The organism is Duganella sp. Dugasp56, from assembly GCF_047304105.1.
Lineage (GTDB): Bacteria > Pseudomonadota > Gammaproteobacteria > Burkholderiales > Burkholderiaceae_D > Rugamonas > Rugamonas hordei.
The window spans coordinates 23,669-49,204 of record NZ_JBGLYQ010000022.1; the positions used below are offsets into that span (position 1 = coordinate 23,669).

The 25,536-nt window shown below is 66.9% G+C and carries 20 protein-coding genes; 16 read left to right on the forward strand and 4 right to left on the reverse strand.

Annotated features, from left to right (window positions below):
* Position 1: 1 nt before the first annotated feature.
* Genes ACCD07_RS16610 through ACCD07_RS16630 form a run of 5 tightly spaced genes read left to right on the forward strand, consistent with a single transcriptional unit; the run spans position 2 to position 5,043 of the window.
* Positions 2-1,102 (forward strand): ADP-ribosylglycohydrolase family protein, encoded by a 1,101-nt coding sequence (locus tag ACCD07_RS16610; protein ID WP_413447978.1) that lies wholly within the window; start codon positions 2-4, stop codon positions 1,100-1,102.
* Positions 1,099-2,052: a carbohydrate kinase family protein gene (locus ACCD07_RS16615; RefSeq protein ID WP_413447979.1), complete on the forward strand. Its 954-nt coding sequence runs from the start codon at positions 1,099-1,101 to the stop codon at positions 2,050-2,052. Before ACCD07_RS16610 ends, ACCD07_RS16615 begins: the two co-directional genes overlap by 4 nt.
* The gene (locus ACCD07_RS16620) at positions 2,049-2,975 is read left to right on the forward strand and encodes a ribokinase (protein WP_413447980.1); all 927 of its coding nucleotides are present in this window, start codon (positions 2,049-2,051) and stop codon (positions 2,973-2,975) included. The genes ACCD07_RS16615 and ACCD07_RS16620 overlap by 4 nt, the downstream gene beginning before the upstream one ends.
* Positions 2,972-3,886, forward strand: a complete 915-nt coding sequence (locus ACCD07_RS16625; RefSeq protein WP_413447981.1) for a nucleoside hydrolase — start codon at positions 2,972-2,974, stop codon at positions 3,884-3,886. Before ACCD07_RS16620 ends, ACCD07_RS16625 begins: the two co-directional genes overlap by 4 nt.
* Complete coding sequence (locus ACCD07_RS16630; protein WP_413447982.1) at positions 3,883-5,043, forward strand: esterase-like activity of phytase family protein; 1,161 nt, start codon at positions 3,883-3,885, stop codon at positions 5,041-5,043. Before ACCD07_RS16625 ends, ACCD07_RS16630 begins: the two co-directional genes overlap by 4 nt.
* 3 nt (positions 5,044-5,046) lie before the next feature.
* Here ACCD07_RS16630 and ACCD07_RS16635 read toward each other — a convergent pair whose 3' ends face one another.
* Positions 5,047-5,262: a DUF3820 family protein gene (locus tag ACCD07_RS16635; protein ID WP_413447983.1), complete on the reverse strand. Its 216-nt coding sequence runs from the start codon at positions 5,260-5,262 to the stop codon at positions 5,047-5,049.
* Between the two features lie 115 nt (positions 5,263-5,377).
* On the opposite strand from ACCD07_RS16635, the gene ACCD07_RS16640 reads away from it, so the two are divergent.
* The 7 genes from ACCD07_RS16640 (at position 5,378) to ACCD07_RS16670 (ending at position 13,589) form a co-directional block, all read left to right on the forward strand.
* Positions 5,378-5,986, forward strand: coding sequence for a TetR/AcrR family transcriptional regulator (locus tag ACCD07_RS16640; RefSeq protein WP_413447984.1), 609 nt, complete (start codon positions 5,378-5,380; stop codon positions 5,984-5,986).
* A 103-nt stretch (positions 5,987-6,089) separates the two neighbouring features.
* Positions 6,090-6,770, forward strand: coding sequence for a type 1 glutamine amidotransferase domain-containing protein (locus tag ACCD07_RS16645; protein WP_413447985.1), 681 nt, complete (start codon positions 6,090-6,092; stop codon positions 6,768-6,770).
* Positions 6,771-6,812: 42 nt separating this feature from the next.
* Entirely contained in the window at positions 6,813-8,270 is a 1,458-nt protein-coding gene (locus ACCD07_RS16650; RefSeq protein ID WP_413447986.1) for an NAD-dependent succinate-semialdehyde dehydrogenase, read from the forward strand.
* Positions 8,271-8,380: 110 nt separating this feature from the next.
* Complete coding sequence (locus ACCD07_RS16655; RefSeq protein WP_413447987.1) at positions 8,381-9,592, forward strand: MFS transporter; 1,212 nt, start codon at positions 8,381-8,383, stop codon at positions 9,590-9,592.
* 50 nt (positions 9,593-9,642) lie between these two features.
* Positions 9,643-11,094 carry a sodium:solute symporter gene (locus tag ACCD07_RS16660; protein WP_413447988.1) on the forward strand — a complete coding sequence of 484 codons (1,452 nt, stop codon included), beginning with the start codon at positions 9,643-9,645 and terminating at the stop codon, positions 11,092-11,094.
* A 60-nt stretch (positions 11,095-11,154) separates the two neighbouring features.
* Positions 11,155-13,041 carry a signal peptide peptidase SppA gene (sppA, locus tag ACCD07_RS16665; protein ID WP_413447989.1) on the forward strand — a complete coding sequence of 629 codons (1,887 nt, stop codon included), beginning with the start codon at positions 11,155-11,157 and terminating at the stop codon, positions 13,039-13,041.
* Positions 13,041-13,589, forward strand: a complete 549-nt coding sequence (locus tag ACCD07_RS16670; protein ID WP_413447990.1) for a GNAT family N-acetyltransferase — start codon at positions 13,041-13,043, stop codon at positions 13,587-13,589. Before sppA ends, ACCD07_RS16670 begins: the two co-directional genes overlap by 1 nt.
* Here the strand turns inward: ACCD07_RS16670 and ACCD07_RS16675 are convergent.
* The 3 genes from ACCD07_RS16675 to ACCD07_RS16685 are packed head-to-tail and all read right to left on the reverse strand — an operon-like array spanning position 13,546 to position 16,076.
* A complete protein-coding gene (locus ACCD07_RS16675) occupies positions 13,546-14,844 on the reverse strand; it encodes a sensor histidine kinase (RefSeq protein WP_353402942.1) in 1,299 nt (432 codons plus the stop codon). The genes ACCD07_RS16670 and ACCD07_RS16675 overlap by 44 nt on opposite strands.
* Entirely contained in the window at positions 14,841-15,587 is a 747-nt protein-coding gene (locus ACCD07_RS16680) for a response regulator (protein ID WP_176651759.1), read from the reverse strand. The genes ACCD07_RS16675 and ACCD07_RS16680 overlap by 4 nt, the downstream gene beginning before the upstream one ends.
* Positions 15,588-15,617: 30 nt before the next feature.
* On the reverse strand, positions 15,618-16,076 hold the full coding sequence (locus ACCD07_RS16685) for a Spy/CpxP family protein refolding chaperone (protein WP_413447991.1): 459 nt from the start codon (positions 16,074-16,076) through the stop codon (positions 15,618-15,620).
* A gap of 250 nt (positions 16,077-16,326) precedes the next feature.
* Here ACCD07_RS16685 and ACCD07_RS16690 point away from each other — a divergent pair, with 250 nt between their 5' ends.
* From ACCD07_RS16690 to ACCD07_RS16705, 4 genes are read left to right on the forward strand one after another with little or no spacing between them, the layout of a single operon-like run.
* Complete coding sequence (locus ACCD07_RS16690) at positions 16,327-17,667, forward strand: efflux RND transporter periplasmic adaptor subunit (RefSeq protein WP_176651757.1); 1,341 nt, start codon at positions 16,327-16,329, stop codon at positions 17,665-17,667.
* Positions 17,664-20,783: an efflux RND transporter permease subunit gene (locus ACCD07_RS16695; protein WP_413447992.1), complete on the forward strand. Its 3,120-nt coding sequence runs from the start codon at positions 17,664-17,666 to the stop codon at positions 20,781-20,783. The genes ACCD07_RS16690 and ACCD07_RS16695 overlap by 4 nt, the downstream gene beginning before the upstream one ends.
* Positions 20,780-24,070 carry an efflux RND transporter permease subunit gene (locus ACCD07_RS16700; RefSeq protein WP_413447993.1) on the forward strand — a complete coding sequence of 1,097 codons (3,291 nt, stop codon included), beginning with the start codon at positions 20,780-20,782 and terminating at the stop codon, positions 24,068-24,070. Before ACCD07_RS16695 ends, ACCD07_RS16700 begins: the two co-directional genes overlap by 4 nt.
* Positions 24,067-25,503, forward strand: a complete 1,437-nt coding sequence (locus ACCD07_RS16705) for an efflux transporter outer membrane subunit (RefSeq protein WP_353402946.1) — start codon at positions 24,067-24,069, stop codon at positions 25,501-25,503. Before ACCD07_RS16700 ends, ACCD07_RS16705 begins: the two co-directional genes overlap by 4 nt.
* Positions 25,504-25,536: the final 33 nt, after the last annotated feature.

Sequence of the window (25,536 nt, forward strand, 5' to 3'; positions counted from 1 at the left end):
AGTGAATTACGATATGGTGAATCCCGATCAACTGCAAGACCGCATCCACGCCTCGCTGGCGCTGGCCGGCATGGGCGACGCCCTCGGTGCGCCCACCGAACAATGGACGATCGATGAAATCGCGGCCAAGTACGGCGGGCTGGTGACGGCCTTCGACGATCCGCCGGAGGACACCTTCGCCGGCGCCAACCAGGGGCGCCGCGCTGAAGTGACCGACGACGCCAGCCAGATGTACTATCTGGTGCGGGCGATGCTTGCCGCCGGCGGGGAATTGGACCGCCAGCAGTGGGTGGCGTGCCTGCTGGACTGGGTGGCGCACAGCCCCAAGGCCGGCTTCATGGGCCCGAGCACGGCCGGCATCGTCAAGGCTTTGCAGGAAGGCAGCGACACCGCTCTGGTGGGCGTCATCGGCCGCTCACGCCGCAAGATGACGACGGTCGGCACCACCAACGGCGCGGCGATGCGGGTGGCGCCGGCGGGCCTGCTGTACCCGGGCGACATCGATGCGGCCTGCCGCTTTGCGCTGGTCACCTGCCTGCCGTCGCACGATACGGACGTGGCCATTTCCGCCGCCTGCTCGGTGGCGGCCGCCACGGCACAGGCGCTGGCGACCGATGACCTGGACCGGGTGCTGGAGGCGGCGGTGCAGGGCGGACGGCAGGGCGAACAGCTGGCGCAGCGGCACGCGCGCCTGGTCGCCGGCCCCAGCTACCTGGCGCGGTTGGAGATGGCCTTGCGCATCGCGCGCGAATCGCACAGCGACGATGCCTTCCTGCGGCGTATGGAGCGGGAGGTCGGCAATTCGGTATTGGCGGCGGAGTCGGTGCCGGCGGCGCTGGGTGTGGTGGCATATGCGCAGGGCGATCCGCTGCGCACCATCGCCTTGAGCGCCTCGATCGGCAACGACACCGACTCGATCGCCACCATGGCCGGCGCCATCGTCGGCGCGCTGCGCGGCACGGCGGCCTTGCCACAGCAACTGCTGGCTGAATTCAAGCGCACCAACGGAGCCGAATTCGATCTCGATGCCATGTCCGCCGGCCTTGCCGCACTGGCCATACGCAATGCAAACGTTGCATGCACGGAGGATGCACCCCAATGAAGCCGGATATCTCACAAGGCTGCGCGCGGCGCTGGCAGCTGCTGTCGTTCGGCGATCCCGTCGCCGATATCGTTATCGCCGCCAACCAGCCGCCGCCGCTGGGCGAAAAAGTGGTGGGCCGTCCGCTGGGCATGCTGGCCGGCGGCACCACCGCCAACGTCGCTTGCGCGGTGGCGCGGCTGGGCATGTCCAGCGCGGTGTTCGGCCGCACCGGCGACGACGCGGCGGGCCAGCTGCTGCGTGATTCGTTCGCCGATTTCGGTGTCGACGCCGGCTATCTGCGGCGTGAACAGGGGGCGGTGTCGGCATCGGCGATCGTCATCGTGACGCCGGGCGGCGAAAAGTCCATCATCTACCAGCCGATGGATACCGTGACGCCGGACCGGCAGGCGCTGGCAACTGCGCTGGGCGAATCGCGGGTGGCTTACGCGATGCCCTATGATATCGAGGAGTTCGACGTACTGAGCACCGTCGCGCGCGAGCAGGGCGCGCTGGTGGCGATCGACCTGGAGTCGGCGGTGGTGCCCGACGTTGCGGCCATGCGCGCACGCGTATCGCGCGCCGACATCGTGTTCTTCAACCAGTCCGGTTTCGAGGCGGGCGCCGGCTGCGCGCCGTCGTTCGATGCGATGCGCGCCTTGCTGGCGCTGGGGCCGCAGCTGGTGGTGGTGAGCTTGGGCGCCGCCGGGGCGATGGCGGTGACGGCCGGCGAGGAAGCGGCGCAGGTGGCGTTTCCCGCAGCGGTGGTCGATACCGCCGGCGCCGGCGACAGCTTCAACGCGGCCTTTCTGGTGGCCTGGCTGGAAGGCAGAAGCCTGCGCGCATCGCTGGGCTTCGCCTGCGCCGCGGCCAGTTGCACCGTGGCCGCGATGGGCGCCCGCACCGCGTTGCCGGACCGCGCGACCGTCGAGCGCCTGCTGGCGCGCCATCAGTCGGGGAGCGGGCGATGATCACGGTATTCGGTTCGATCAATGTCGACATCAGCGTTGCGGCACAGCGCCTGCCGCAACCCGGCGAGACGGTGCTCGGCGGCCAGTCCCTGCTGTCGCCCGGTGGCAAGGGAGCCAACCAGGCCCACGCCGCGCGCCGCTTCGGCGCCGAGGTGCGCATGGTGGGCGCGGTCGGCGACGATGCCTTTGCCGCACCGGGCCTGCAATACCTGGCCGGGGCCGGCGTCGATATCGGCGGCGTCGCAAGCATTCCGGGACAGAGCACCGGCATGGCCCTGATCGTGCTCGATGCGGCGGGAGAGAACACCATCGTGGTGGCGCCCGGCGCCAACCTGCTGGCCAGCGCGGATCAGGTGTCCGAGCAGGAGTTGCGCGGCAGCGGCGCCTTGCTGCTGCAGCTGGAAACCGATGCCGGCGCCAGCATGGCGCTGGCGCGGCGCGCCAGAAGCGTGGGCTGCAAGGTGATCATGAATGCGTCGCCGCTGGACCAGGGCGCGCAGCTGGATCCGCATGCCATCGATACGCTGATCGTCAACCACGACGAACTGCGGCAGCTGGCGCAACGTGCCGGAGTCCAGGGCGCCACGCCGGCGGCGCTGGCGACGGCGCTGGCAAGGCGCTATGCCAACGAGGTACTGGTCACGCTGGGAGCGCAAGGCGCGCTGCTGGCGGGCGCCGACGGCGGCGTGCTGTCGGTGCCGGCTTTCGACGTGAAGGTGATCGACAGCACCGGCGCCGGCGACACCTTTGCCGGGGTGTTCGCGGCCGCCGTCGCCGACGGCGCCGGACGCCGGCAGGCGCTGACCTATGCCAGCGCGGCGGCGGCACTGGCCTGCACGCGGCGCGGCGCGCAGGCCGCGCAGCCGGACCGGCGGGAAATCGAGCAACTGCTGGCTCGCCAACAACAAGGAGTATCCACATGAAGCACATCATTATCGACTGCGATCCGGGTATCGACGATGCCCTGGCCCTGCTGCTGGCGGCCGGCAGCCCGTCGCTGCGGGTGTTGGCGGTGACCACCGTGGCCGGCAACCGGCCGGTGGCCACGACGGCGGTCAACGGCAGGAAAATAATGGACCTGGCCGGACAGCGCCAGGTGCCGGTCTACGCCGGCGCCGCGCTGCCGCTGGGTTATGCCGAGGCCCGGTGCAATCTGGTGCATGGCGAAGACGGTTTGGGTGGCGTCGATGTCGGCGCCGCCTCGCCGGTGCAGGACGGGCATGCTGCCAACCGCCTGATCGAGCTGCTGCTTGAACATCCGCCGCACACCATCGAACTGGTGGCGACGGCGCCGCTGACCAACCTGGCCCTGGCCGAGAGCCTGTCGCCGGGCATCCTGCGGCGCGCACGGCGGCTGCTGATCATGGGCGGAGCGCTGCGCTTCCCCGGCAATATCACGCCGGCGGCGGAGTTTAATTTTTACGCCGATCCGATCGCGGCCGGGATGGTGCTGGCGGCCGGCGCCAACACGGTGCTGTTCCCGCTGGACGTCACCAGTTCGGCCATCATGACGCCGGCATGGATAGACTCCTTCCTTCAACTGGGCAGCGCCTGCGGCCGCGCCGCCGCCGGCATGCTGCAGGCCTATGCGGAACTGGACCCGCTGCTGCACGACGCCTGTCCGGTCGCTCACCTGCTCGACGAGACGCTGTTCACCGGCGAACCTTGCCGCGTCGAAGTCGACTGGCGTCCGGGACCGACGGCGGGCCACGCGCTGGCCTGGTTCGGCGAGCAGGTCGGCGCCGCCCATCCGCCGAACGTGCTGGCGATGACGGCGGTGCGCAACGACGCCTTGCTGGCACTGGTGCGCGGCGCGATCGCGACCTTGCCGTGAGGGCAGGGTGGGCGCTGGCCGCCGCCCGGGTCCTCGCGCTGGCGGCCGCGCTCAGCGCCTGCGCCAGCGTGCCGATGGGCGCCTCGGCGCCGTCGCGGCATGCGTCCGGCGCCAGCCTGCGCTTCATCGGCGAACAGCGCCTGGCCTGGCGCCAGCCGTTCGAAGGCACCATCGTCGGCGGCCTGTCCGGCATCGACTACAGTCCGCGCAGCGGCCAGTGGATCATGGAAAGCGACGACCGCTCGGAGATCAATCCGGCGCGCTTTTACACGGCCCTGCTCGACTATGACGAAAGCGCCTTCCGCTCAGTCACGCTGACCGGCGTGCACTTTTTCCGACAACCGGACGCCAGCCTGTATCCCGGCGCGACGACGCTTGCGGCGGGCGGCGAGGTGCCCGACATCGAGACCATACGCTACGATCCACTGGACGACAGCGTCTGGTATGCCAGCGAAGGCGACCGCAAGCTGGGCTTCCATCCCTTCGTACGGCACGCCGCCGTCGATGGCCGCTATCTCGGCACGCTGCCGATGCCGGCCATGTTCCGTGTCTGGCCGGAGCGCGAATACGGGGTGCGCAACAACCTGGCGTTCGAAGGGATCAGCTTTGCGCCGGATGGCCGCTCGCTGTGGCTGGGCATGGAGGCGCCGCTGTACCAGGACGGTCCGCTGCCCACGATCGCGGCGGGCGCCTTTGCGCGCATCAGCCGCTTTGGCCGCGACGGCGGCTTGCTGGCGCAGTACGCCTATCCGGTCGATGCCATTCCGCAGCCGCCGGCGCCGGGAAAGCTGGCCGACAACGGCGTGTCGGAGATCCTGGCCGTCGATGCCCGGCACCTGTACGCCATCGAACGCTCGGGCGCGCAGGACGCCGGCGGGAACTTCAGTTTCCACATCCGGCTGTATGAGATGGACGTGGCCGGCGCCACGGATGTGTCGCAGCTGCCGGCCTTGCAGGGCGCCAGCTATGTGCCGGCCCGCAAGCGCCTGGTGCTGGACTTCGATACGCTGCCATTGCCGCGCATCGACAATATCGAAGGCATGGCCTGGGGCGCCAGGCTGGCCAATGGACACGATACGCTGGTGCTGGTCTCCGACGACAACTTCAACCAGGCGGAAGTGACGCAGTTGCTGCTGTTCGAGGTCGTGCCGGATTGAAGGCTAGCGGCTTGCGCGCAGGGGATCGAGCAGGGCGCGCAGGTTGTTGTGGTCGAGCTCGTACATCAGCGCTATCAGGCCGCCCAGCTCGCCGGAGGGAAAACCCTCGCGCGCAAACCAGCCCAGGTAGTGGCCGGGCAGGTCGGCGATGAGGCGGCCCTTGTATTTACCGTAAGGCATTTCGCGGGTCAGCAGCAGGGCAAGTTTTTCGGAATTCATGGGATAGGAGTGCACACAATCGGGTTGCTGATGCAGCTATCTTACCTTTCGCCACATCGAAAATATTTACAAGATTCTCTAGACGACTGGTCTAATCGTTGATATATTACAGTCCATGAGTACAGCGACTACATCCCAACCCGTAGATGTCCGTGAGAACATCATTGCCACCGGCCAGCGCATCATGGCTGGCAAGGGATTCTCGGCCGTCGGCCTGAACGAGATATTGACGGGTGCCGGCGTGCCCAAGGGTTCCTTCTACCATTATTTCGGGTCGAAGGATGCGTTTGGCGAGGCGCTGCTGGATAGCTACTTCGATGATTACCTGGCAGAGATCGACGCCACGCTGGCGCAACCCGGCCTGACGATGGCGCAACGGCTGATGAACTACTGGCAGGCGTGGCAACAGGCGCAATCGTTTTTCGATTGCCAGGGCAAATGCCTGGCCGTGAAACTGGCGGCCGAAGTGGCGGACTTGTCGGAGGCAATGCGGCTGGCGCTCAAGCGGGGGACTTCGGGCATCGTCACCCGTCTGGCGCGGGCGATCGAGGCCGGGGTGGCCGAGGGATCGCTGTCCATCGACGATGATGCGGACAGCACGGCGCACAGCCTGTATCAGCTGTGGTTGGGCGCCAGCGTGATGGTGAAGATAGGGCGCACTATGGAACCATTCGAGACGGCCTTGTCGACCACCCGCAGGATTCTTCATCTTCCCCCTGATTAAGGAGGGGATCATGGCATTTCTGCAGAAATGCTTTTTTTTGCCAGTCATCTAGACGACTGGTCTACTAGCAATACCTATTTTTAATCACTCAAGGAGAAACAACATGAAAAAAGTTCTGATGGTTCTGACTTCGCACAGCGAACTGGGCGACACCGGCCGCAAGACCGGCTTCTGGCTCGAAGAGCTGGCCGCGCCGTATTACGCTTTCAAGGATGCCGGCTTGCAGGTGGTGCTGGCCTCGCCGCTGGGTGGACAGCCTCCGCTGGACCCGAAGAGCAACGAGCCGTCGTTCCAGACCGAGCTGACGCGCCGCTTCGAAGCGGATGCGGCGGCGACCGCGCAGCTTGCCGCCACCGTGCGCCTGGACAGCGTGACGCAGGCCGATTTCGACACCGTGTTCTACCCGGGCGGCCACGGCCCGCTGTGGGACCTGGCCGAAGACAGGAACTCGATCGCGCTGATCGAATCCTTCATCGCCGCCGACAAGCCCGTCGCGCTGGTGTGCCATGCGCCTGGCGTGCTGCGCCACGTCAAGACGCCGGCGGGCCGCCCGCTGGTCGAAGGCAAGAAAGTGACCGGCTTTACCAACACCGAGGAGGAAGCCGTCGGCCTGACGAACGTGGTGCCGTTCCTGGTCGAAGACGAACTCAAGGCCAGGGGCGGCGTGTATTCCAAGGGCGAGGACTGGGGTTCGTACGTGGTTCGCGACGGTCTGCTGATCACCGGCCAAAACCCGGCATCGTCGGCCGCCGCGGCAAGCCTGCTGATGCAACGGATCGCCTGAGCGACGGCCCGTCACGCTAACGAACAAGGAAAGGGCAGTGCCATGCTGGAACATATCAAGTCCTCAGGTTGGTTGCGGGATGCAAACTTCATCAACGGCGCCTGGGTGGCGGCCGACGATCGCCGCGTCCATGGCGTGGATGATCCGGCCAGCGGCAAGTCGCTGGGATCGATCGCCTGGTCGGGCGCTGCTGAAACGCGGCGCGCCATCGACGCCGCGCAAGCCGCGTTCGCCGATTGGTCGATGACGACCGCCGCCGAGCGGGCCGGTTTCCTGCTGAAGATCGCCGCCATCGTCCGCGAGAACCTGGATGACCTGGCTGGCCTGCTGACCCTTGAACAGGGCAAGCCGCTGGCGGAGGCGCGCGCCGAGATGAAGCTCGGTGCCGACTACATCCAGTGGTTTGCCGAGGAAGCCCGCCGCATCAATGGTGAAATCATCCCGTCGCCATGGAAGGGCCGGCAAATCCTGGTGACGCGCGAGCCGGTCGGCGTCGTCGGCGCCATCTCGCCCTGGAATTTCCCGTTCTCCATGTTGGCGCGCAAGATCGCCCCGGCGCTGGCGGCAGGCTGCACCGTGGTCGCCAAGCCGTCGGAGTTCACGCCGTATTGCGGCCTGGTGTGGGGCGTGCTGGCCGAAAAGGCCGGCTTGCCCGCCGGCGTCGTCAACGTGGTGACGGGCGACGCTGCGGCGATCGGCGGCGCGCTGGTGGCGGATGCCAGGGTGCGCAAGCTCACCTTCACCGGCTCGACCCGCGTCGGCAAGCTGCTGTATGCTCAGTCGGCGGCGACGATGAAAAAACTGTCGCTGGAATTGGGTGGCAACGCGCCGTTCATCGTGTTTGACGACGCCGACATTGAGCAGGCGGTCGAAGGCGCCGTCGCCGCCAAATTCCGCAACAGCGGGCAGACCTGCATCTGCGCCAACCGCATCTACGTGCAGGACGGCGTCTACGACGCATTTGCGCGGAGGCTGAGCGAGCGCGTGGCGGCGCTGAAGGTGGGCAACGGTTTCGTTGCCGGCGTCCAGCAGGGGCCGTTGATCAACGCGGCCGCCGTGGAAAAAGTCGAGGCGCACGTCGCCGACGCACAGGCCAAGGGCGGGCGGATCCTGGCCGGCGGCCGGCGCCATGCATTGGGCGGCACCTTCTTCGAGCCGACCGTCATCGCCGATGCCACGGCCGGCATGTTGATTGCGCACGAGGAAACCTTCGGCCCCGTCGCCGCCTTGTTCCGCTTCCATGACGAACAGCAGGTCATCGACGCTGCCAATGCGGAACCGTTCGGCCTTGCCGCCTATTTCTACAGCCGCGACCTGGCCCGCGCCTTCCGCGTCTCCCGCGCGCTGGACAGCGGCATGGTCGGCGTCAACGAAGGCCTGGTAACGACCGAGGTGGCGCCGTTTGGCGGCGTCAAGGACAGCGGCATAGGCCGCGAAGGATCGAGCCACGGCATCGACGAATACCTGAGCCTGAAGTACGTCAGCCTCGGCGGTCTGTAATCACCTCAAGTTTGTTGATCTGGCAGCAAATATGTTTGCGATTTTCGTGTCTTTTTCTCAGTAAAGAAAGTCCCGATACTGCATGACATCAACTTTTCAGGAGTTAAGTCATGCCTATTGCCTTGCTGGCGCTGACCATCAGCGCGTTTGCCATCGGGACCACCGAGTTTGTCATCGTCGGCCTGCTGCCGACCATCGCCGCCGATCTGGGCGTGAACCTGCCGTCGGCCGGCCTGCTGGTCAGCCTGTACGCACTGGGCGTGGCCATCGGCGCGCCGGTGCTGACCGCGCTGACCGGCAAGGTGCCGCGCAAGGCGTTGCTGGTGTCGCTGATGGTGCTGTTCACCCTCGGCAACCTGCTGGCCTGGAAAGCGCCCAGCTATGAATCGCTGGTGATCGCCCGCATCCTGACCGGGCTGGCGCACGGCGTGTTCTTCTCGATCGGCTCGACCATCGCCACCTCGCTGGTGCCGAAGGAAAAGGCGGCCAGCGCGATCGCCATCATGTTCACCGGCCTGACCGTGGCGCTGGTGACCGGTGTGCCGCTGGGCACCTTCATCGGCCAGCACTTCGGCTGGCGCGAGACGTTCCTGGCCGTGTCCGCGCTGGGCGTGCTGGCCTTCGTCGGCAGCCTGCTGTTCGTGCCGTCGTCGATCAAGCACAACAAGCCGGCCTCGCTGCTGCAGCAGGTCAAGGTGCTGGGCGAGCCGCGCCTGCTGCTGGTGTATGCGATCACCGCGCTGGGCTACGGCGGTTCCTTCACCGCCTTCACTTTCCTGGCGCCCATCCTGACCGACATTTCCGGCTTCAGCGCCAACACGGTCGGCCTGGTGATGCTGGTGTACGGCGTGTCCGTCGCGGTCGGCAATATCTGGGGCGGCAAGCTGGCCGACCAGCGCGGTCCGATCGGGGCGCTGAAAATCATCTTCCTCGGCCTGGCCGCGGTGCTGCTGGTGGTGACCTTCGCCGCGCCCTACAAGTGGCTGATGGTGGCGACCGTGCTGGCATGGGGCGCCGTGGCCTTCGGCAACGTGGCCGGCCTGCAAGTGTATGTGGTGCAGCAGGCCGAGCACTACACACCGCGCGCCGTCGATGTGGCCTCGGGCCTGAACATCGCCGCCTTCAACCTCGGCATCGCCGGCGGCGCCTGGGGCGGCGGCCTGATCGTCGAGCACCTGGGCCTGCTGCACACCGGCTGGATCGGCGGCCTGGTGGTGCTGGGCGCGCTGGGCCTGACCGCGCTGAGCGGCCGCCTCGACCGTTTGAGCCCGCGTCCGGCCAGCGCCGGCGGCGAAAAGTCGATTCATGCCGTGGCGCACTGAGCAGTGTATATTGGCGGCGAATTGAATCACTCGCCGCCGGAATACCCTTCATGTCTGCTGTTTCCCTGTTCTGCCTCGTCTTCGCTTATTTCGCCTTGCTGCTGGCCGTGGCCTGGCGCACTTCCCGCAACGCCACCAACGACAGCTTCTTCATCGGTAACAAGAGCAGCAACTGGATGCTGGTGGCGTTCGGCATGGTCGGCACCACGCTGAGCGGCGTCACCTTCATCAGCGTGCCCGGCGCCGTCGGCCGCGACGGCTTCGGCTACCTGCAGGTGATCCTCGGCTACGTGCTTGGCTACATCGCCGTCGCCGCCATCCTGCTGCCGCTGTACTACCGCCTCAAGCTCACCTCGATCTACCACTATCTCGACATCCGGCTGGGCCGCCGCTCGTACCAGAGCGGCGCCGCCTTCTTCATCCTGTCGCGCACGCTGAGCGCCTCGGCGCGGCTGTACCTGGTCGTCAACATCCTGCAGGCCACCATCCTCGACAGCTTCGGCGTGCCGTTCTGGCTGACCACGCTGGCGATCCTGGCCATGATCCTGCTGTACACCTATGAAGGCGGCGTCAAGACCATCGTCTGGACCGACACGCTGCAAACCGCCGGCATGCTGCTGGGCCTGGTGATCTGCGCCGGCTGGCTGCTGTCGCAGCTGGACCTGAGCCTGCCCGCCAGCCTGGCTCAAATGCAGGCGCAGGGACTGGCCCGGGTCGTCACCAGTTCGGTCGACAGCCCCGCCTATTTCTGGAAGCAGGTGCTGGCCGGCTTCTTCATCGTGCTGGCGATGACCGGCATGGACCAGGAAATCATGCAGAAAAATATCTCGGTGCGGACGCTGCGCGATTCGCAAAAGAACATGCTGCTGCTGACCGTCGTGCTGACGGCGGTGCTGGTGCTGTTCATGTTCCTCGGCGGCCTGCTGACCCTGTACGCGCCCACCGTCGGCCTGGCCGCGACGGGCGACAAGCTGTTCCCGGCCGTCGTCATGGGCCATATGCCGGCCGCCGTGCAATTGGTGTTCTTCATCGGCCTGGTGTCGGCGCTGTTCCCGAGCGCGGACGGCGCCATGACCGCGCTGACGTCCACTTTCTGCATCGACATCCTCGGCATGCAGCGCCGCGCCGATCTGGCGGCCGAGGCCCAGGTGCGCCTGCGCCATCGCGTGCACCTGGGCTTCTGCCTGCTGTTCCTGCTGCTGGTGCTGCTGTTCAAATGGGTGGACAACGCCAGCATGATAGGCCTTGTATTGAAGCTGACCGGCTATACCTATGGGCCATTGCTTGGCCTGTTCGCTTTCGGCATCCTGACCCGCCGCGCGCTGCGCGACCGCTGGGTGCCGCTGGTGGCGCTGGCTGGCCCTTGCTTGTGCTATGTCATTGATATCAATCAGAAATTGCTTTTCGGCAGCTACCGCCTGGGCCTGGAGCTGCTTATCATGAATGGCTTGCTGGTGTTTGCCGGCCTGCTGCTGATTTCCCGACCAAGCCAAGCACGCTAAGCACAGCAAGCGCGTCATGCGCTATTATTCTTGCAAATTACGCAATCACCTGGAGTATTGATGAGCAAATCCCCGTTTTCCTATATCCGCAGCGGTTTTGCTTTCTTCTGGCGGGCGCTGGACACCGGCCGCCGCACGATACTGAACCTGCTGTTCCTGGCGCTGTTGATCGTGCTCGCTTACGCGATCTTCGGCGGCGGCGCCAAGCCGCTGTCGTCCAAGACCACGCTGGTGCTGGACCTGAAAGGCCAGCTGGTCGAGCAGTCGAGCGCCAACGCGCGCGACGCGCTGGTCAACAGCGTGCGCGGCGGCGAGACCCACAAGATGATGCAGCTGCGCGACGTGCTGGCCGTGCTGGAAACGGCCGCCAAGGATCCCGACATCAGCGGCGCCGTGCTGCTGACCGACGAGATGGAGGGCGGCGGCCAGGCCATGCTGCGCGAAGTGGCGGCCGGCATCGACCGCTTCAAGGCCGCCGGCAAGCCGGTGGTGGCCTGGGGTTCCAGCTACGACCAGCGCCAGTACCTGCTGGCCGCGCACGCCAGCGAGGTCTATCTGCATCCGATGGGCATGGTGCTGCTGGAAGGCTTCGGCCGCTACCGCAACTACTACCGCGACGCGCTCGACAAGCTGGGCGTGACGGTCAACCTGCTGCGAGTGGGCACCTACAAGAGCTTCGGCGAACCGTACATTGCCAACGGCCCGTCGCAGGCCGCCACCGAGGCGGAATCGTATCTGAACAACGCGCTGTGGACGTCCTACACCGGCGACGTCGAGAAGGCGCGCAAGCTGCCGGAAGGTCAGATCATGAAGACCATCAACGATCTGCCGGCCAAGGTGGCCGAGGCCAATGGCGACCTGGCCAAGGTGGCGCTGTCGGCCAGGCAGGTCGACGGCCTGAAGACCAAGGATGAAATCCGCCAGATGATGATTACGCGCGGCGCCCGCGACACCGACGGCAAGACCTTCCGCCAGATTAATTTCGACGACTACCTGGCCCGCGTTCATCCGAAGCTGACCGGCGATGCCATCGGCGTGGTGGTGGCGCAGGGCGAGATCAGCGACGGCACCGCCGGTCCGGGCTCCATCGGAGGCGACTCGACCTCCAAGCTGATACGCGCCGCGCGCGAGGACGACCGCATCAAGGCCATCGTGCTGCGCGTCGATTCGCCCGGCGGCAGCGCCTTCGCCTCGGAGCTGATCCGCCGCGAACTGGAACTGACGCGCTCCGCCGGCAAGCCGGTGGTGGTCTCGATGGGCAATGTGGCCGCTTCCGGTGGCTACTGGATTTCCATGTCGTCCGACGAAGTGATCGCCGACCCGAACACCATCACCGGTTCGATCGGCGTGTTCGCCATCCTGCCGACCGCCGACAAGGTGATCGACAAGCTGGGCATCCACACCGCCGGCCAGCCGACCACCTGGCTGGGCGACGCCACCAATCCGCTGCGCCCGCTGGACCCGCGCTTCGGCCAGGTGATCCAGGGCAGCATCAACCACGTCTACGCCGAGTTCACGACGCGCGCGGCCAAGGCCCGCAAGACCACGCCGGAAAAAATCGACGCGGTGGCGCAGGGCCGCGTGTGGACCGGGGCGCAAGCGAAGGATCGCGGCCTGGTCGACACGCTGGGCGGCTATCGCGACGCGCTCAAGTCGGCCGCCAAGCGCGCCAAGCTGGGCGACGACTACCGCGTGGTCTACATCGAACGCGAAACCAGCAAGTTCGACCGCTTCATCGAAATGATAGGCGGATCGACGGCGCAGGCTGTGGCGCAGGGCATAGGCGCGCAGATCGGCGCCCAACTGCGTCTCGGCGCAGTCGCCAGCACCGGCCTGCCGCCTAGCGTGGCGAGCGGCATCGTCAACGACCTTGGCTGGCTGTCGGATATCACGGTGGCGCACAAGCCGTTCACCGCGATCACGCACTGCCTGTGCGAATCGCCTTGATGAACGGCGAAATCGGCATCCGCGCCGCCGCGCGCGGGGACGAGGAGGCCTTGTCCGCGGTGGGCAAGGCCAGCTTCCTCGAAGCGTTCGCCGGCATCCTCGATGGCGGCGACATCATCGCCCACTGCGAGCGCCAGCACGCGCCAACCGTCTATCGCGACTGGCTGGCCGACGCCGGCATGCGCATCTGGCTGGCGGAAGCCACGCCGGGCAGGGCGCCGATAGGCTACCTGGTGCTGGCGCCGGCCAAGCTGCCGGTGGCCGAACCGCGCGCGGATGACCTGGAGATCAAGCGCATCTACCTGCTGCACCGCTTTCACGGACAGCGCGTCGGCAAGCGGCTGATGGATGCGGCGGTGGACCATGCGCGCGCACGCGGCGCGGGCCGCGTGCTGCTGGGCGTCTATGCGGGGAATGTCGATGCGCTGGCGTTTTACCGGCGCTGCGGCTTTGCGCAAATCGGCCAGCGCACCTTCCGCGTCGGCGACACCGATTACGACGACGTCATTTTGGCCCTGGAGCTGGGGCCTGCAATAACGGCAGCGTAATCTCGAAGCTGCTGCGGCCATCGTTCATCATGGCGCAGCGCGCTTCGCCGCCGTGGCGGCGGGCGATCTGGCGCACCAGCGCCAGGCCCAGTCCCGCGCCGCTGTTGTCGCGCGTCGAACGCCGGCGGTAGAACGGCTCGAACACCCGCTCGTATTCCGTCTCCGGTATGCCGTGGCCCAGATCCCATACGGTCAGTTTCGCCATGCCGTCCTGGTTGGCGATGCGTACCTGCGCCGGCGGTATGCCGTGGCGGTGCGCGTTTTCCAGCAGGTTGCGCAGCAGCCGGCGCAGCAGGCGCGGATCGCCGTTGACGACGGCCGATTCGCCTTCCAGCACGGCGCCGTCGTAGCGCGCGCATTCCTCCGCGGCCAGCGCCAGCAGGTCCACTTCTTCCAGCTCGGTGTCGTCGGCCACCGCGTCCAGCCGGCTGGCCAGCAGGATCTCGTCGAGCAGGTCATTCAGTTCGGCGATGTCCTGTTCCAACCCGGCGCGGCGTTTCGGATCGATGCCGTCCTTGATCAGCTCCAGCGCCAGGCGGATGCGCGCCAGCGGCGTGCGCAATTCGTGCGAGGCGTTGGCCAGCAGCGTCTTGTGCGCGCCGACCAGTTCCTCGATCTGGTCGGCGGCGCGGTTGAAGCTGCGCGCCAGCCGCGCCACCTCGTCCTTGCCCTCGATCTGTACGCGCGCCTTCAAGTCGCCGGCGCCCAGCGATTCCACGCCTGTCTGCAGCCGCTCCAGCCGCTTGGTCAGGCGCCGCACCAGCGGGAAGGCGGCCATGCCGATGCCCAGCGCAAGCAGCAGCAGGGCGTTGTGCAGCATGGCCTTGGGTCGGGTGAAGCCCAGCGGTTCGCTCGACAGCAGGCGCCGGCCGTCCGGCAGCCGCACATACGATTCGGGCGGCGGACCGGCTACGTCCTGATGACGCCAGTGACGCGCCGGGATCTGCTCGCCGACCACCGCCAGCGGCGTCCAGTCGCGGCTGTACAAGGTCATGTGCGCATCCAGCCTGCCGACCACGCGTTCCAGCGCGGCCTGCTGCTCCGCAGGCGGCGCGTCGGCCGGCGCCAGCATGTTCTGCATGACCACCGCCAGCGTGGCGTTGGAGCGTTCCAGCGGGCCGCCGGTTCGGTGCCACAGCATCAGCACGGCCATCGCGAACAGCGCAAGGCTCAGCAGCAGCGCCACGTAAAAGCTGAAGTAAAGACGGGGCAGGCCAAAGTCCAGCCTTGCCAGCCAGCGTGGACGGGCCTTCAATCCTGCACCTTGGCGAACAGGTAGCCGGCGCCGCGCACGGTGATGATGCGGCGCGGTTTTTTCGGATCGTCTTCGACGGCGGCGCGGATGCGCGACATGTGGACGTCGATCGAGCGGTCGAAGGCTTCCAGCGGTTCACCCTTCAGCAGCTCCATCAGGCTGTCGCGCGACAGTACGCGGCCGGCGTGACGCGCCAGCACCAGCAGCAGGTCGAACTGGTAGGCGGTCAGTTCGCAGGGCGTGCCGTCGAGTCGGGCGGCGTGGGCCGCCGTGTCGATCTCCAGGCGGCCGAAGCGCAGGAAGTCGGCGTGGTGATGCATGGCGCCGTGCTGGGCGTTCTCCGGCTGCGGGCGATGCTCGACGCGGCGGCGCAGGATGGCGCGCAGCCGCGCCAGCAGCTCGCGTGGTTCGAACGGTTTGGGCAGATAGTCGTCGGCGCCGATTTCCAGGCCGATGATGCGGTCGATGGCATCGCCGCGCGCGGTCAGCATCAGCACCGGAATGTCGGACACGGCGCGCAATTGGCGGCAGACATCGAGGCCGTCCATATCGGGCAGCATCAGGTCGAGCACCACGGCGTCGATCTGGCCGGTGGCGATGTGCGTCAGCGCCTCGCGGCCGTTGGGCGCGTGGGTCACGTGGAACGACGCCTGGCCGAGATACTCTACGAGCATCTCGGCCAGGCGCGGATCGTCTTCGACCAACAGAATGCGGTCGTTGGTGCGGTCGGCTGCAGTATTCATGCGGCCCATTCTACGGTCAGGCTGCCCGCTTCACAAGGCGCCCGGACCGCCGTGCATGCCGCGTCCGTGCATCTTCGACAGGTGATCGGCCAGCTTCTGGCGCTGGGCTGGCGTAAGGGTATCCCCTACGTCGGCCATCAGTTGCACCAGCCGTTTGGAAGCCTGGTCGGCCAGCGCGATGCCTTGGGCGCGGGTGGTTTCCAGCGCGGCGCGGTCGATGGCTGGCGCGCCCATCTGCTGCGCCAGCTGTTTGTGGAGTTGCCCCAGCTGCTCATGCAGCGGCTTGATATCGTCCATGGCGGCTTTCACCAGCGGTTCGATCTTGGCCTTTTGCGCGTCGGTGGCGTCCACTTCCACGTACAGGTGCTTGAGCATATGCCCTGCATGGGCGCCGTCCATGTGGCGCTCGACGGCGAAGGCGCCGGCGCCGGCAAAGATGGCTGCGCCCAGCAGGAAGGCGGCGGTGGTCTGGCGGTTGAAGATACTCATGTTCGGTCCTCGTTTGGTTGATTTGGGAGACAACGAGGCCAGTGTGCGCCGCAATCATGAAGCAACGATGTGGGCGAGGTAAAGATATGTAAAGGCAGTTTAACGAAAGGTACGCAAAGTCCTTGATTTGTAGCGAGTTTGTATCGGCGTGGGCGGGTTAACTGACAGCGGCGCGGGCCCTGTGCTAGAGTCCACGGATTGATCGCCATGGTGTTTTTGCCATGGGCACGCACGCCTAAAAAGGACAAAGATGGACACACAAGTCAAGCCGGCCCAGACTGCCACCCCACCGAAGCGCAGCCGCCGTTCCAGGATCGTCGGCAGCGTCATCGCCGTCGCCGCCATGGCGGGACTGGGTGGGCTGGCTTGGTATCTGACACACCAGCCGGCAAGCACCGGTGCCGGCGGCCCTCCCGGCGCGGGCGGCCCCGGTGGGCCTGGCGGTCCTGGCGGCGGCGGTCGCCGCGGCGGCGGCCCTACCACCACGGTCGGCGTAGCGACGGCGGAAAAGGCCGACATCCCGGTCACGCTGGAAGCGCTGGGCACCGTGACGGCAGCAGCCACCACCACCGTGCGTCCGCAGGTGTCGGGCATCCTGCAGAGCGTATTGTTCAAGGAAGGCCAGATGGTCAAGGCTGGCCAGGTGCTGGCGCAGATCGATCCGCGCCAGTTCGAAATGGCGCTGCTGCAGGCTTCCGGCCAACGCCAGCGCGACGAGGCGCAGCTGGAAAACGCCAAGCTGACGCTGAACCGCTATCGCACGCTGCTGGGCCAGGACTCGATCGCCCGCCAGGACGTGGATACGCAGGCGGCCCTGGTCAAGCAGCTGGAAGGCACCGTCATGACCGACCGCGCGCAGGAAGGCACGGCCAAGCTGAATCTGGGCTACACCAAGGTCATCGCGCCGATCACCGGCCGCGTGGGCCTGCGCGTGGTCGATATCGGCAACCTGGTGGGTTCCGGCGACGCCAACGGCATCGCGGTAATTACCCAGCTGTCGCCCATCGATGTGGAATTCTCGGTCCCGCAGGACAGCGTGCCAGGCGTGATGCGTCAGGTGAACGACGGCGCGTCGCTGAACGCGATCGCGCTTGACCGCACCCGCACCAATGCGCTGGATAACGGCAAATTCTCGGCGATGGACAACCAGGTCGATGTGCAGACTGGCACGGTGAAAGCCAAGGCGCGCTTCGCCAACGCTAAGTTCTCGCTGTTCCCGAGCCAGTTCGTCAACGTGCGGCTGGAACTGCGCACCATCAAGGATGCGATCATGGTGCCGGTGACGGCGGTGCGTCACGGCACGAATGGCGATTTCGTCTACATCCTCAAGGCCGACAAGACCGTCACCATCCGTCCGATCACGCGCGGCCAGGCCACGGTAGACAAGGTGCAGATCGCCACCGGCGTGCAGGCGGGCGAGCAGGTGATCACCGAAGGCGCGGACCGCCTGAAGGAAGGTTCGAAAGTCACGCTGCCTGGCGCTGGCGGCGGCCGCCACGGCGCCAACGGTGGCGCCGCGGCCGATGGCGCTTCCGCGCCGGCCCCGGGCGAACGTCGTCACCGCAAAGAACAAGGCGCGGCACAACAATGAGTCCATCAGCACCATTCATCCAGCGTCCGGTAGCGACATCGCTGCTGATGCTGGCGATCGTCCTTGCCGGTATCGTCGGCTTCAAGTTCCTGCCGCTGTCGGCGCTGCCGCAGGTGGATTTCCCCACCATCCAGGTGCAGACGCTGTACCCCGGCGGCAGTCCTGAGGTGATGGGCCAGACCGTGACCGCGCCGCTGGAGCGCCAGTTCGGCCAGATGGCCGGCCTGCAGCGCATGAGCTCCACCAGCGCCGCCGGCGTCTCCATCATCACGCTGCAGTTCGGCCTGGGCCAGACGCTGGACGTGGCCGAGCAGGAAGTGCAGGCCGCCATCAACGCCGGCGCCTCGCTGCTGCCGACCGACCTGCCGGCGCCGCCGGTCTACGCCAAGGTCAACCCGGCCGACGCGCCGGTGCTGACGCTGGCCATCACCTCGGACACGATGCCGCTGACCGAGGTGCAGAACGTGGTCAACACCCGCCTGGCGCTGAAGATCAGCCAGGTCTCCGGCGTCGGCCTGGTCACGCTCAGCGGCGGCCAGCGCCCCGCCGTGCGGATCGAGGCGGACACCAACGCGCTGGCGTCCTACGGCCTGGGCCTGGACACGCTGCGCACCGCGATCACCGCCGCCAACGCCAACGGCGCCAAGGGTAGCTTCGATGGCCCGACCCGCGCCTACAGCATCAACGCCAACGACCAGCTGGTGACCGCCAAGGATTACAAGGAACTGATCCTGGCCTACAAGAACGGCGCCCCGGTGCGCCTGACCGACGTTGCCGTCGTCAAGGACAGCGCCGAAAACGTCGAGCTGGGCGCATGGTCCGGCAACAAGCAGGCGATCATCCTCAACGTGCAGCGCCAGCCCGGCGCCAACGTCATCGCGACGGTGGACGCGATCAAGGCCCGCTTGCCGGAACTGCAAGCGGGCCTGCCCGGCGCGATGCACGTCGAGGTGCTGAGCGACCGCACCACCGGCATCCGCGCCTCGGTCGAACACGTGGAGATGGAACTGATGCTGGCCGTGGTGCTGGTGGTGCTGGTGATCTTCGCCTTCCTGCACAGCCTGCGCGCCACCGTCATCGCCAGCCTGTCGGTGCCGATCTCGCTGATCGGCACTTGCGGCGTCATGTATTTGCTGGGCTACAGCCTGAACAACCTGTCGCTGATGGCGCTGACCATCGCCACCGGTTTCGTGGTCGACGACGCGATCGTCATGATCGAGAACATCGCCCGCTACATCGAAGAAGGCGAAGAGCCGATGGCCGCCGCGCTGAAAGGCGCCACGCAGATCGGCTTCACCATCATCTCGCTGACGGTGTCGCTGATCGCCGTGCTGATTCCGCTGCTGTTCATGGGCGACGTGGTCGGCCGCCTGTTCCGCGAATTCGCGATCTCGCTGGCGATCACCATCCTGATCTCCGCCGTGGTCTCGCTGACGCTGGTGCCGATGATGTCGGCGCGCTGGCTCAAGAGCCATGCCGAGGAAAAGCCGAGCCGCTTCGCCAAACGCTTCCAGCAGTTCTTCGACTGGGTGATCGGCCACTACGACCGTTCGCTGACCTGGGTGCTGAACCACAGCGGCCTGACCTTGCTGGTGGCGCTGGCCACGCTGGCGCTGACGGTGCTGCTGTACGTGGTGATCCCGAAAGGGCTGTTCCCGACGCAGGACACGGGCCAGCTGCAAGCCCGCCTGGAAACCGGCAAGGCCGTTTCCTACGCCAAGATGGCGGACCTGCAGCAGCAGGCCGCGCGCCTGATCCTGGAGGATCCGGACGTCGGCACGCTGAGCTCCGTGGTCGGCGTGGACGCCGCCAACAACACCATGCTTCATACCGGCAGCATGCTGATCAACCTGAAGCACAAGCGCATCGGCAGCCAGCAGGAGACCATGGACCGCCTGCGCCAGCGCGTGTCCACAATCGCCGGCCTGACGCTGTACCTGCAGCCGACTCAGGACTTGACCATCGACGCCGAATCCGGCCCGACCCAGTTCCGCGTGTCGATCGAAGGGGCGGACAACGCCACCGTCAACCTGTGGGCGAACAAACTGGCGGAGCAGATGCGCACCAAGCATGAGCTGCGCAACGTGGTGTCCGACGTCGGCGCCAGCGCCAACGCGGCCTACGTCAGCGTCGACCGCGACAGCGCCTCGCGCATGTCGATCACCGCCGCCTCCATCGACGACGCGCTGTACAGCGCCTTCGGCCAGCGCATCGTCTCGACCATCTTCACCGAGACCAACCAGTACCGCGTGATCCTGGAAGCGCGCCGCGACGACATCACCACGCCGGCCGACCTGGGCAACCTGCAGATACGCACCGGCTCCGGCAAGGCGACGCCGCTGTCGGCGGTGGCCACCATCACCGAGCGCGCCGCGCCGCTGCAGGTCACGCACGTGGCGCAGTATCCGGCCACCACGCTGGGCTTCGACACCTCGCCGGGCGTCTCGCTCGGCACCGCGGTCGACAGCATCAAGCAGGCCGCCGCCGAGATCAAGTTCCCGGCCTCGGTGACGATGACCTTCCTCGGCGCTTCCGGCGCCTACCAGGCGTCGCTGTCGAACCAGCTGTGGCTGATCCTGGCCGCCGTGATCTGCGTCTACATCGTGCTGGGCGTGCTGTATGAAAGCTATATCCACCCGCTGACGATCCTGTCGACGCTGCCGTCGGCCGGCGTCGGCGCCTTGCTGGCGCTGCTGGTCAGCGGCCAGGACCTGGGCGTGATCGGCATCATCGGCATCATCCTGCTGATCGGTATCGTCAAGAAAAACGCCATCATGATGATCGACTTCGCCATCGAGGCGGAGCGGGAGCAGGGCAAGCCGCCGCGCGAGGCGATCCACCAGGCGGCGCTGCTGCGCTTCCGTCCGATCCTGATGACGACGCTGGCCGCGCTGTTCGCCGCCGTGCCGCTGATGCTGGGCTGGGGCGAGGGCGCCGAATTGCGACGCCCACTCGGCCTGGCCATCTTCGGCGGCTTGATCGTCAGCCAGATGCTGACCCTGTTCACCACGCCGGTGATCTACCTCGGCTTCGACAGCCTGGCGCGGCGCTTCGGCCGCAAGACCGCCAATCCGCCGGCCCAGCCGCCGATGCAGCCTGAAGGTGGTGCGCTGTGAATCTGTCGTCGCCATTCGTCAAACGCCCGATCGCCACGGTCCTGCTGACCTGCGGCCTGGCGCTGGCCGGCATCGGCGCGTTCTTCGTGCTGCCGGTGGCGCCGCTGCCGCAGGTGGACTTCCCGGTGATCTCGGTCAACGCCAACCTGCCGGGCGCCAGCCCGTCGACGATGGCGACCAGCGTATCGACGCCGCTGGAGCGCCACCTCGGCGTGATCGCCGGCGTCAACGAGATGACGTCGCAATCGAACACCGGTTCGTCCAGCGTCACCTTGCAGTTCGACTTGAACCGCAACGTCGACTCGGTCGCGCGCGAGGTACAGGCTGCGATCAATGCAAGCCGCGTCGACCTGCCGGCCACGTTGCGCAGCAACCCGACCTACCGCAAGGCCAACACCTCCGGCATCCCGGTCATGATCCTGGCGCTGACGTCGCACACCCGCACGCCGGGCCAGATCTTCGACGCCGTCTCCAACACGGTGCTGCAACGCCTGTCGCAAGTGACCGGCGTCGGCGACGTCGAGCTGGGCGGCAGCTCGCTGCCGGCCGTGCGCGTGGAGCTCAATCCATATGCGCTGAACCGCTACGGCCTGTCGATGGAAGACGTGCGCGCGGCGGTCCAGGCCACCAACGCCAACCGTCCGCGCGGCGCCTTGCAGGGCAACGGACGCCGGCTGCAGATTTATTCCGTGTCGGCCAACGCCAGCGGCGGCCGCAGCGCAGCCGACTACCGCAAGCTGGTGGTCGGTTGGCGCAACAACAGCGCGATCCGCCTGCAGGACGTGGCGGAAGTGGTCGACGGCGTCGAAGATCAGAACAACCTGGGCTTGTTCAACGGCCAGCCGGCGATCATCGTCGTGCTGCGGTCGCAGGCCGGCGCCAACGTCATCGAAACCGTCAACAGCGTGCGTGCGCAGCTGCCGCAGTTGCAGGCGCAACTGCCGTCCGACATCAAGATCGATGTCGCCAGCGACAGCACCAATTCGATCCGCTCGTCGCTGCACGAAATCGAGATCACGCTGATCATCTCCATCCTGCTGGTGGTGCTGGTGGTAAGCGCCTTCCTGCGCAGCGTGCGCGCCACCATCGTGCCGGCGGTGGCGACCGTGGTGTCGCTGCTGGGCACCTTCGGCGCCATGTATCTGCTGGGTTTCAGCCTGAACAACCTGTCGCTGATGGCGCTGACGGTGGCCACCGGCTTCGTCGTCGACGATGCGATTGTGGTACTGGAAAATACCACCCGCCACATCGAGGCCGGCATGGACCGCTTCGAGGCGGCGCTGCTGGGCGCGCGCGAGGTGGGCTTCACCGTGCTGTCGATCAGCCTTTCGCTGATCGCCGTGTTCATTCCGCTGCTGTTCATGGGCGGCCAGTTCGGCGCGCTGTTCAAGGAATTCGCCGTCACGCTGTCGGCCGCGGTGATGATTTCGCTGGTGGTCTCGTTGACCACCACGCCGATGATGTGCGCCTGGCTGCTGACGCCGGGCCACACCCATGCCAAGCCGCCGGGCCGCATTGCCCGCTTCTTCGAGCGCGGCTTCGACATGGTGCTGAAGACTTACGAACATAGCCTGGACTGGGCGCTGTCAAGCGTGTGGCTGGTGATGCTGAGCCTTGTGTTCGTGATCGGCCTGAACTTCTACCTGTTCGCGGCGATACCGAAGGGCGGCTTCCCGCAGCAGGATACGGGCCAGATCAACGGCGGCATCCGCGCCGACCAGAGTATCTCGTTCCAGGCCATGCAAGGCAAGTTGCGCCAGCTGGTCAATATCATCAAGGACGATCCGGACGTGGCCACGGTGGTCGGCTTTACCGGCGGCCGCCGCGCCGGCGGTGGTTTCATGTTCATCAACCTGAAGCCGGCCAACCAGCGCACGGTGGCGGGGCAGGCCGTGATCGCGCGCCTGCGGCCCAAGCTGGCCAGGGTGACCGGCGTGAGCCTGTTCCTCAGTCCCGTGCAGGATTTGCGGGCCGGCGGCCGCCAGGCCAATTCCAACTATCAGTACACGCTGAAGAGCGACAACCAGGCCGACTTGAAGAAGTGGGCCAGCCGTCTGGCCGAGGCGATGAAGGGGCAGCCCGCGATGACCGACGTCGATACCGACCAGGCGGACAACGGCGTCGAAACCTTCGTCACCATCGACAAGAGCAGCGCCTCGCGCCTTGGCCTGTCGGCGCGCGACGTCGACAACGCCTTGTACGACAGCTTTGGCCAGCGCCAGGTCGCCACCATCTACGATGAGCTGAACCAGTATCACGTCATCATGGAAGTGCCGCGCGAGTTCGCCAAGAGCCCGGAAGCGCTGAAGGACGTGTACGTGCCGTCGAAAGGCTTGCCTGCGCCTAGCGCCAGCAATCCCAACGGCGCCCCGGTGGCGGTGACTGTGGCGGCCACCGGCACCACCAGCACCACCAGCACCAGCACCACCAACGCCACGCCGGCCAACGTCGCCGCGCCGGCGGTCAGGGATGCGTCGTCCGGTTCGGCGCTGAGCACCCAGGCCACGACGATGGTGCCGCTGTCGACGCTGGCGTCGTTCGCCGAAAGCTCGGCGCCGACCTCGATCAACCACCAGGACGGCGAACTGGCGACCACCATCGCCTTCAATCTGCAGGAGGGCAAGAGCTTGTCCGACGCGGCCCAGCAGATCAAGGAGGCCGAAGCGCAAATCGGCATGCCGAACAATGTGCGCGGCAGCTTCCAGGGTTCGGCCAAGGCCGCGCAGGACAGCAACAAGTCGCTGCCGCTGCTGATCCTGGCCGCCATCGTCGTGATCTACATCGTGCTCGGCATCCTGTACGAAAGCCTGGTGCATCCGGTGACGGTGCTGACCACGCTGCCGTCTGCGGGCGTGGGCGCGGTGCTGGCGCTGCTGATCTTCAAGATGGAGTTCTCCACCATTTCGCTGATCGGCATCTTCCTGCTGATCGGTATCGTCAAGAAGAACGCCATCCTGATCATCGACTTCGCGCTGGAGGCGGAACGCTCGCGCGGCCTGTCGCCGGTCGAGGCGGTGCGCGAGGCCTGCCTGCTGCGCTTCCGCCCGATCCTGATGACGACACTGGCCGCGGCGCTGGGTGCGCTGCCGCTGGCGATCGGCTTCGGCGAAGGCTCGGAGTTGCGCCAGCCGCTGGGCGTCGCCATCATCGGCGGCCTGATCGCCAGCCAGGTATTGACCCTGCTGACCACGCCGGTGGTCTACATCCTGATGGACAAGCTGCGCCGCCGCAGCCCGTCCGAACAACATTTAAGCCGCATTCACAGCGAATCGCCGAGCACACCATGAGCAAATACGCACCATCCCCACGTTATCAACCGATCGCGCTGTCCGTGCTGGCCGCGCTGTTGGCCAGCGGCTGCGCGGTCGGCCCGGCCTACCAGCTGCCGTCCACGCCGCAGCCGGCGGCCTACAAGGAAACCGCCACCGACGCCGAGAAGGCCGCCGCCGGCTGGACCGCCGCCGCGCCGGCCGACACGCTGGAACGCGGTCCCTGGTGGCAGCTGTTCGGCGATCCGCTGCTGAACCAGATGGCCGACAGCATCGAAGTGTCGAACCAGAACGTCGCCGCCGCCGTCGCCAACTACGCGCAGGCCCGGGCGCTGGTCGAGCAGCAGCGCGCCGCGCTGTTCCCGACCTTCGACCTGAACGCCAGCGCCAACCGCTCCGGCGGTGGCGGCAACACGCCGACCGGCAACGCCTACCGCGCCAACATCGGCGGCAGCTGGGAGCCGGATGTCTGGGGCAAGCTGCGCGCCGGCGCCAGCGGCGCCAAGGCCGGCCTGCAGGCCAGCGCCGCCGACCTGGCCGCCGCGCGCCTGTCGGCGCAGGGCGAGCTGGCCACCAATTACTTCTCGCTGCGCCAGACCGACGCCCAGAAGGCGCTGCTGGACGCCACCACCGAAGGCTACGAGCGCGTGCTGCAGATCACGCAGAACCGCTTCGACGCCGGCATCGCCGCCAAGTCGGACCTGCTGCAGGCGCAAACCCAGCTGGCCAACGCCCGCATCGACCAGGTGACGCTGGTCCGCCAGCGCGCCACGCTGGAACACGCGATCGCCGTCCTGCTGGGCAAGGCCGCCAGCGATTTCAGCCTGCCGCCGGCGCCGTGGAAAGTGGTGGTGCCCGACGTGCCGACCGGCGTGCCGTCGACGCTGCTGCAGCGCCGTCCGGACATCGCCTCGGCCGAGCGCCGCGTGGCCGCCGCCAACGAGCAAATCGGCGTCGCCCGCAGCGCCTACTTCCCCAGCCTGAACCTGACCGGCTCCTTCGGCTACGGTTCCAGCTCGACCGGCGGCTTGTTCAACGCCTCCAACAACCTGTGGTCGCTGGGCTTGTCGGCCGCGCAGACACTGTTCGACGCCGGCGCCACCAAGGCCCGCGTCAGCGGCGCCGTGGCGCAGCGCGACGCCACCATCGCCCAGTACCGCCAGACCGTGCTGGCGGCGTTTGCCGACGTCGAAAACCAGCTGGCCGCCACCCGCGCGCTGGCCCAGCAGCAGGACCTGCGCAAGCTGGCCTCCGAGGCGTCCGACCAGGTCGAGGCGCAGATGCTCAACCGCTACCGCGCCGGCCAGGTCAGCTACAGCGACGTGGTGACGGCGCAAAACACCGCGCTGGCCGCGCGCCGCGCGCTGGTACAGGCACAGGCCGACCGGCAGACCACGGCGGTTGCGCTGATCCAGTCGCTGGGCGGTGGCTGGCGCGCTGCGGGCGAATAGCCGAGTACGCTTGGTTTTTGGGCGTGACCTTTG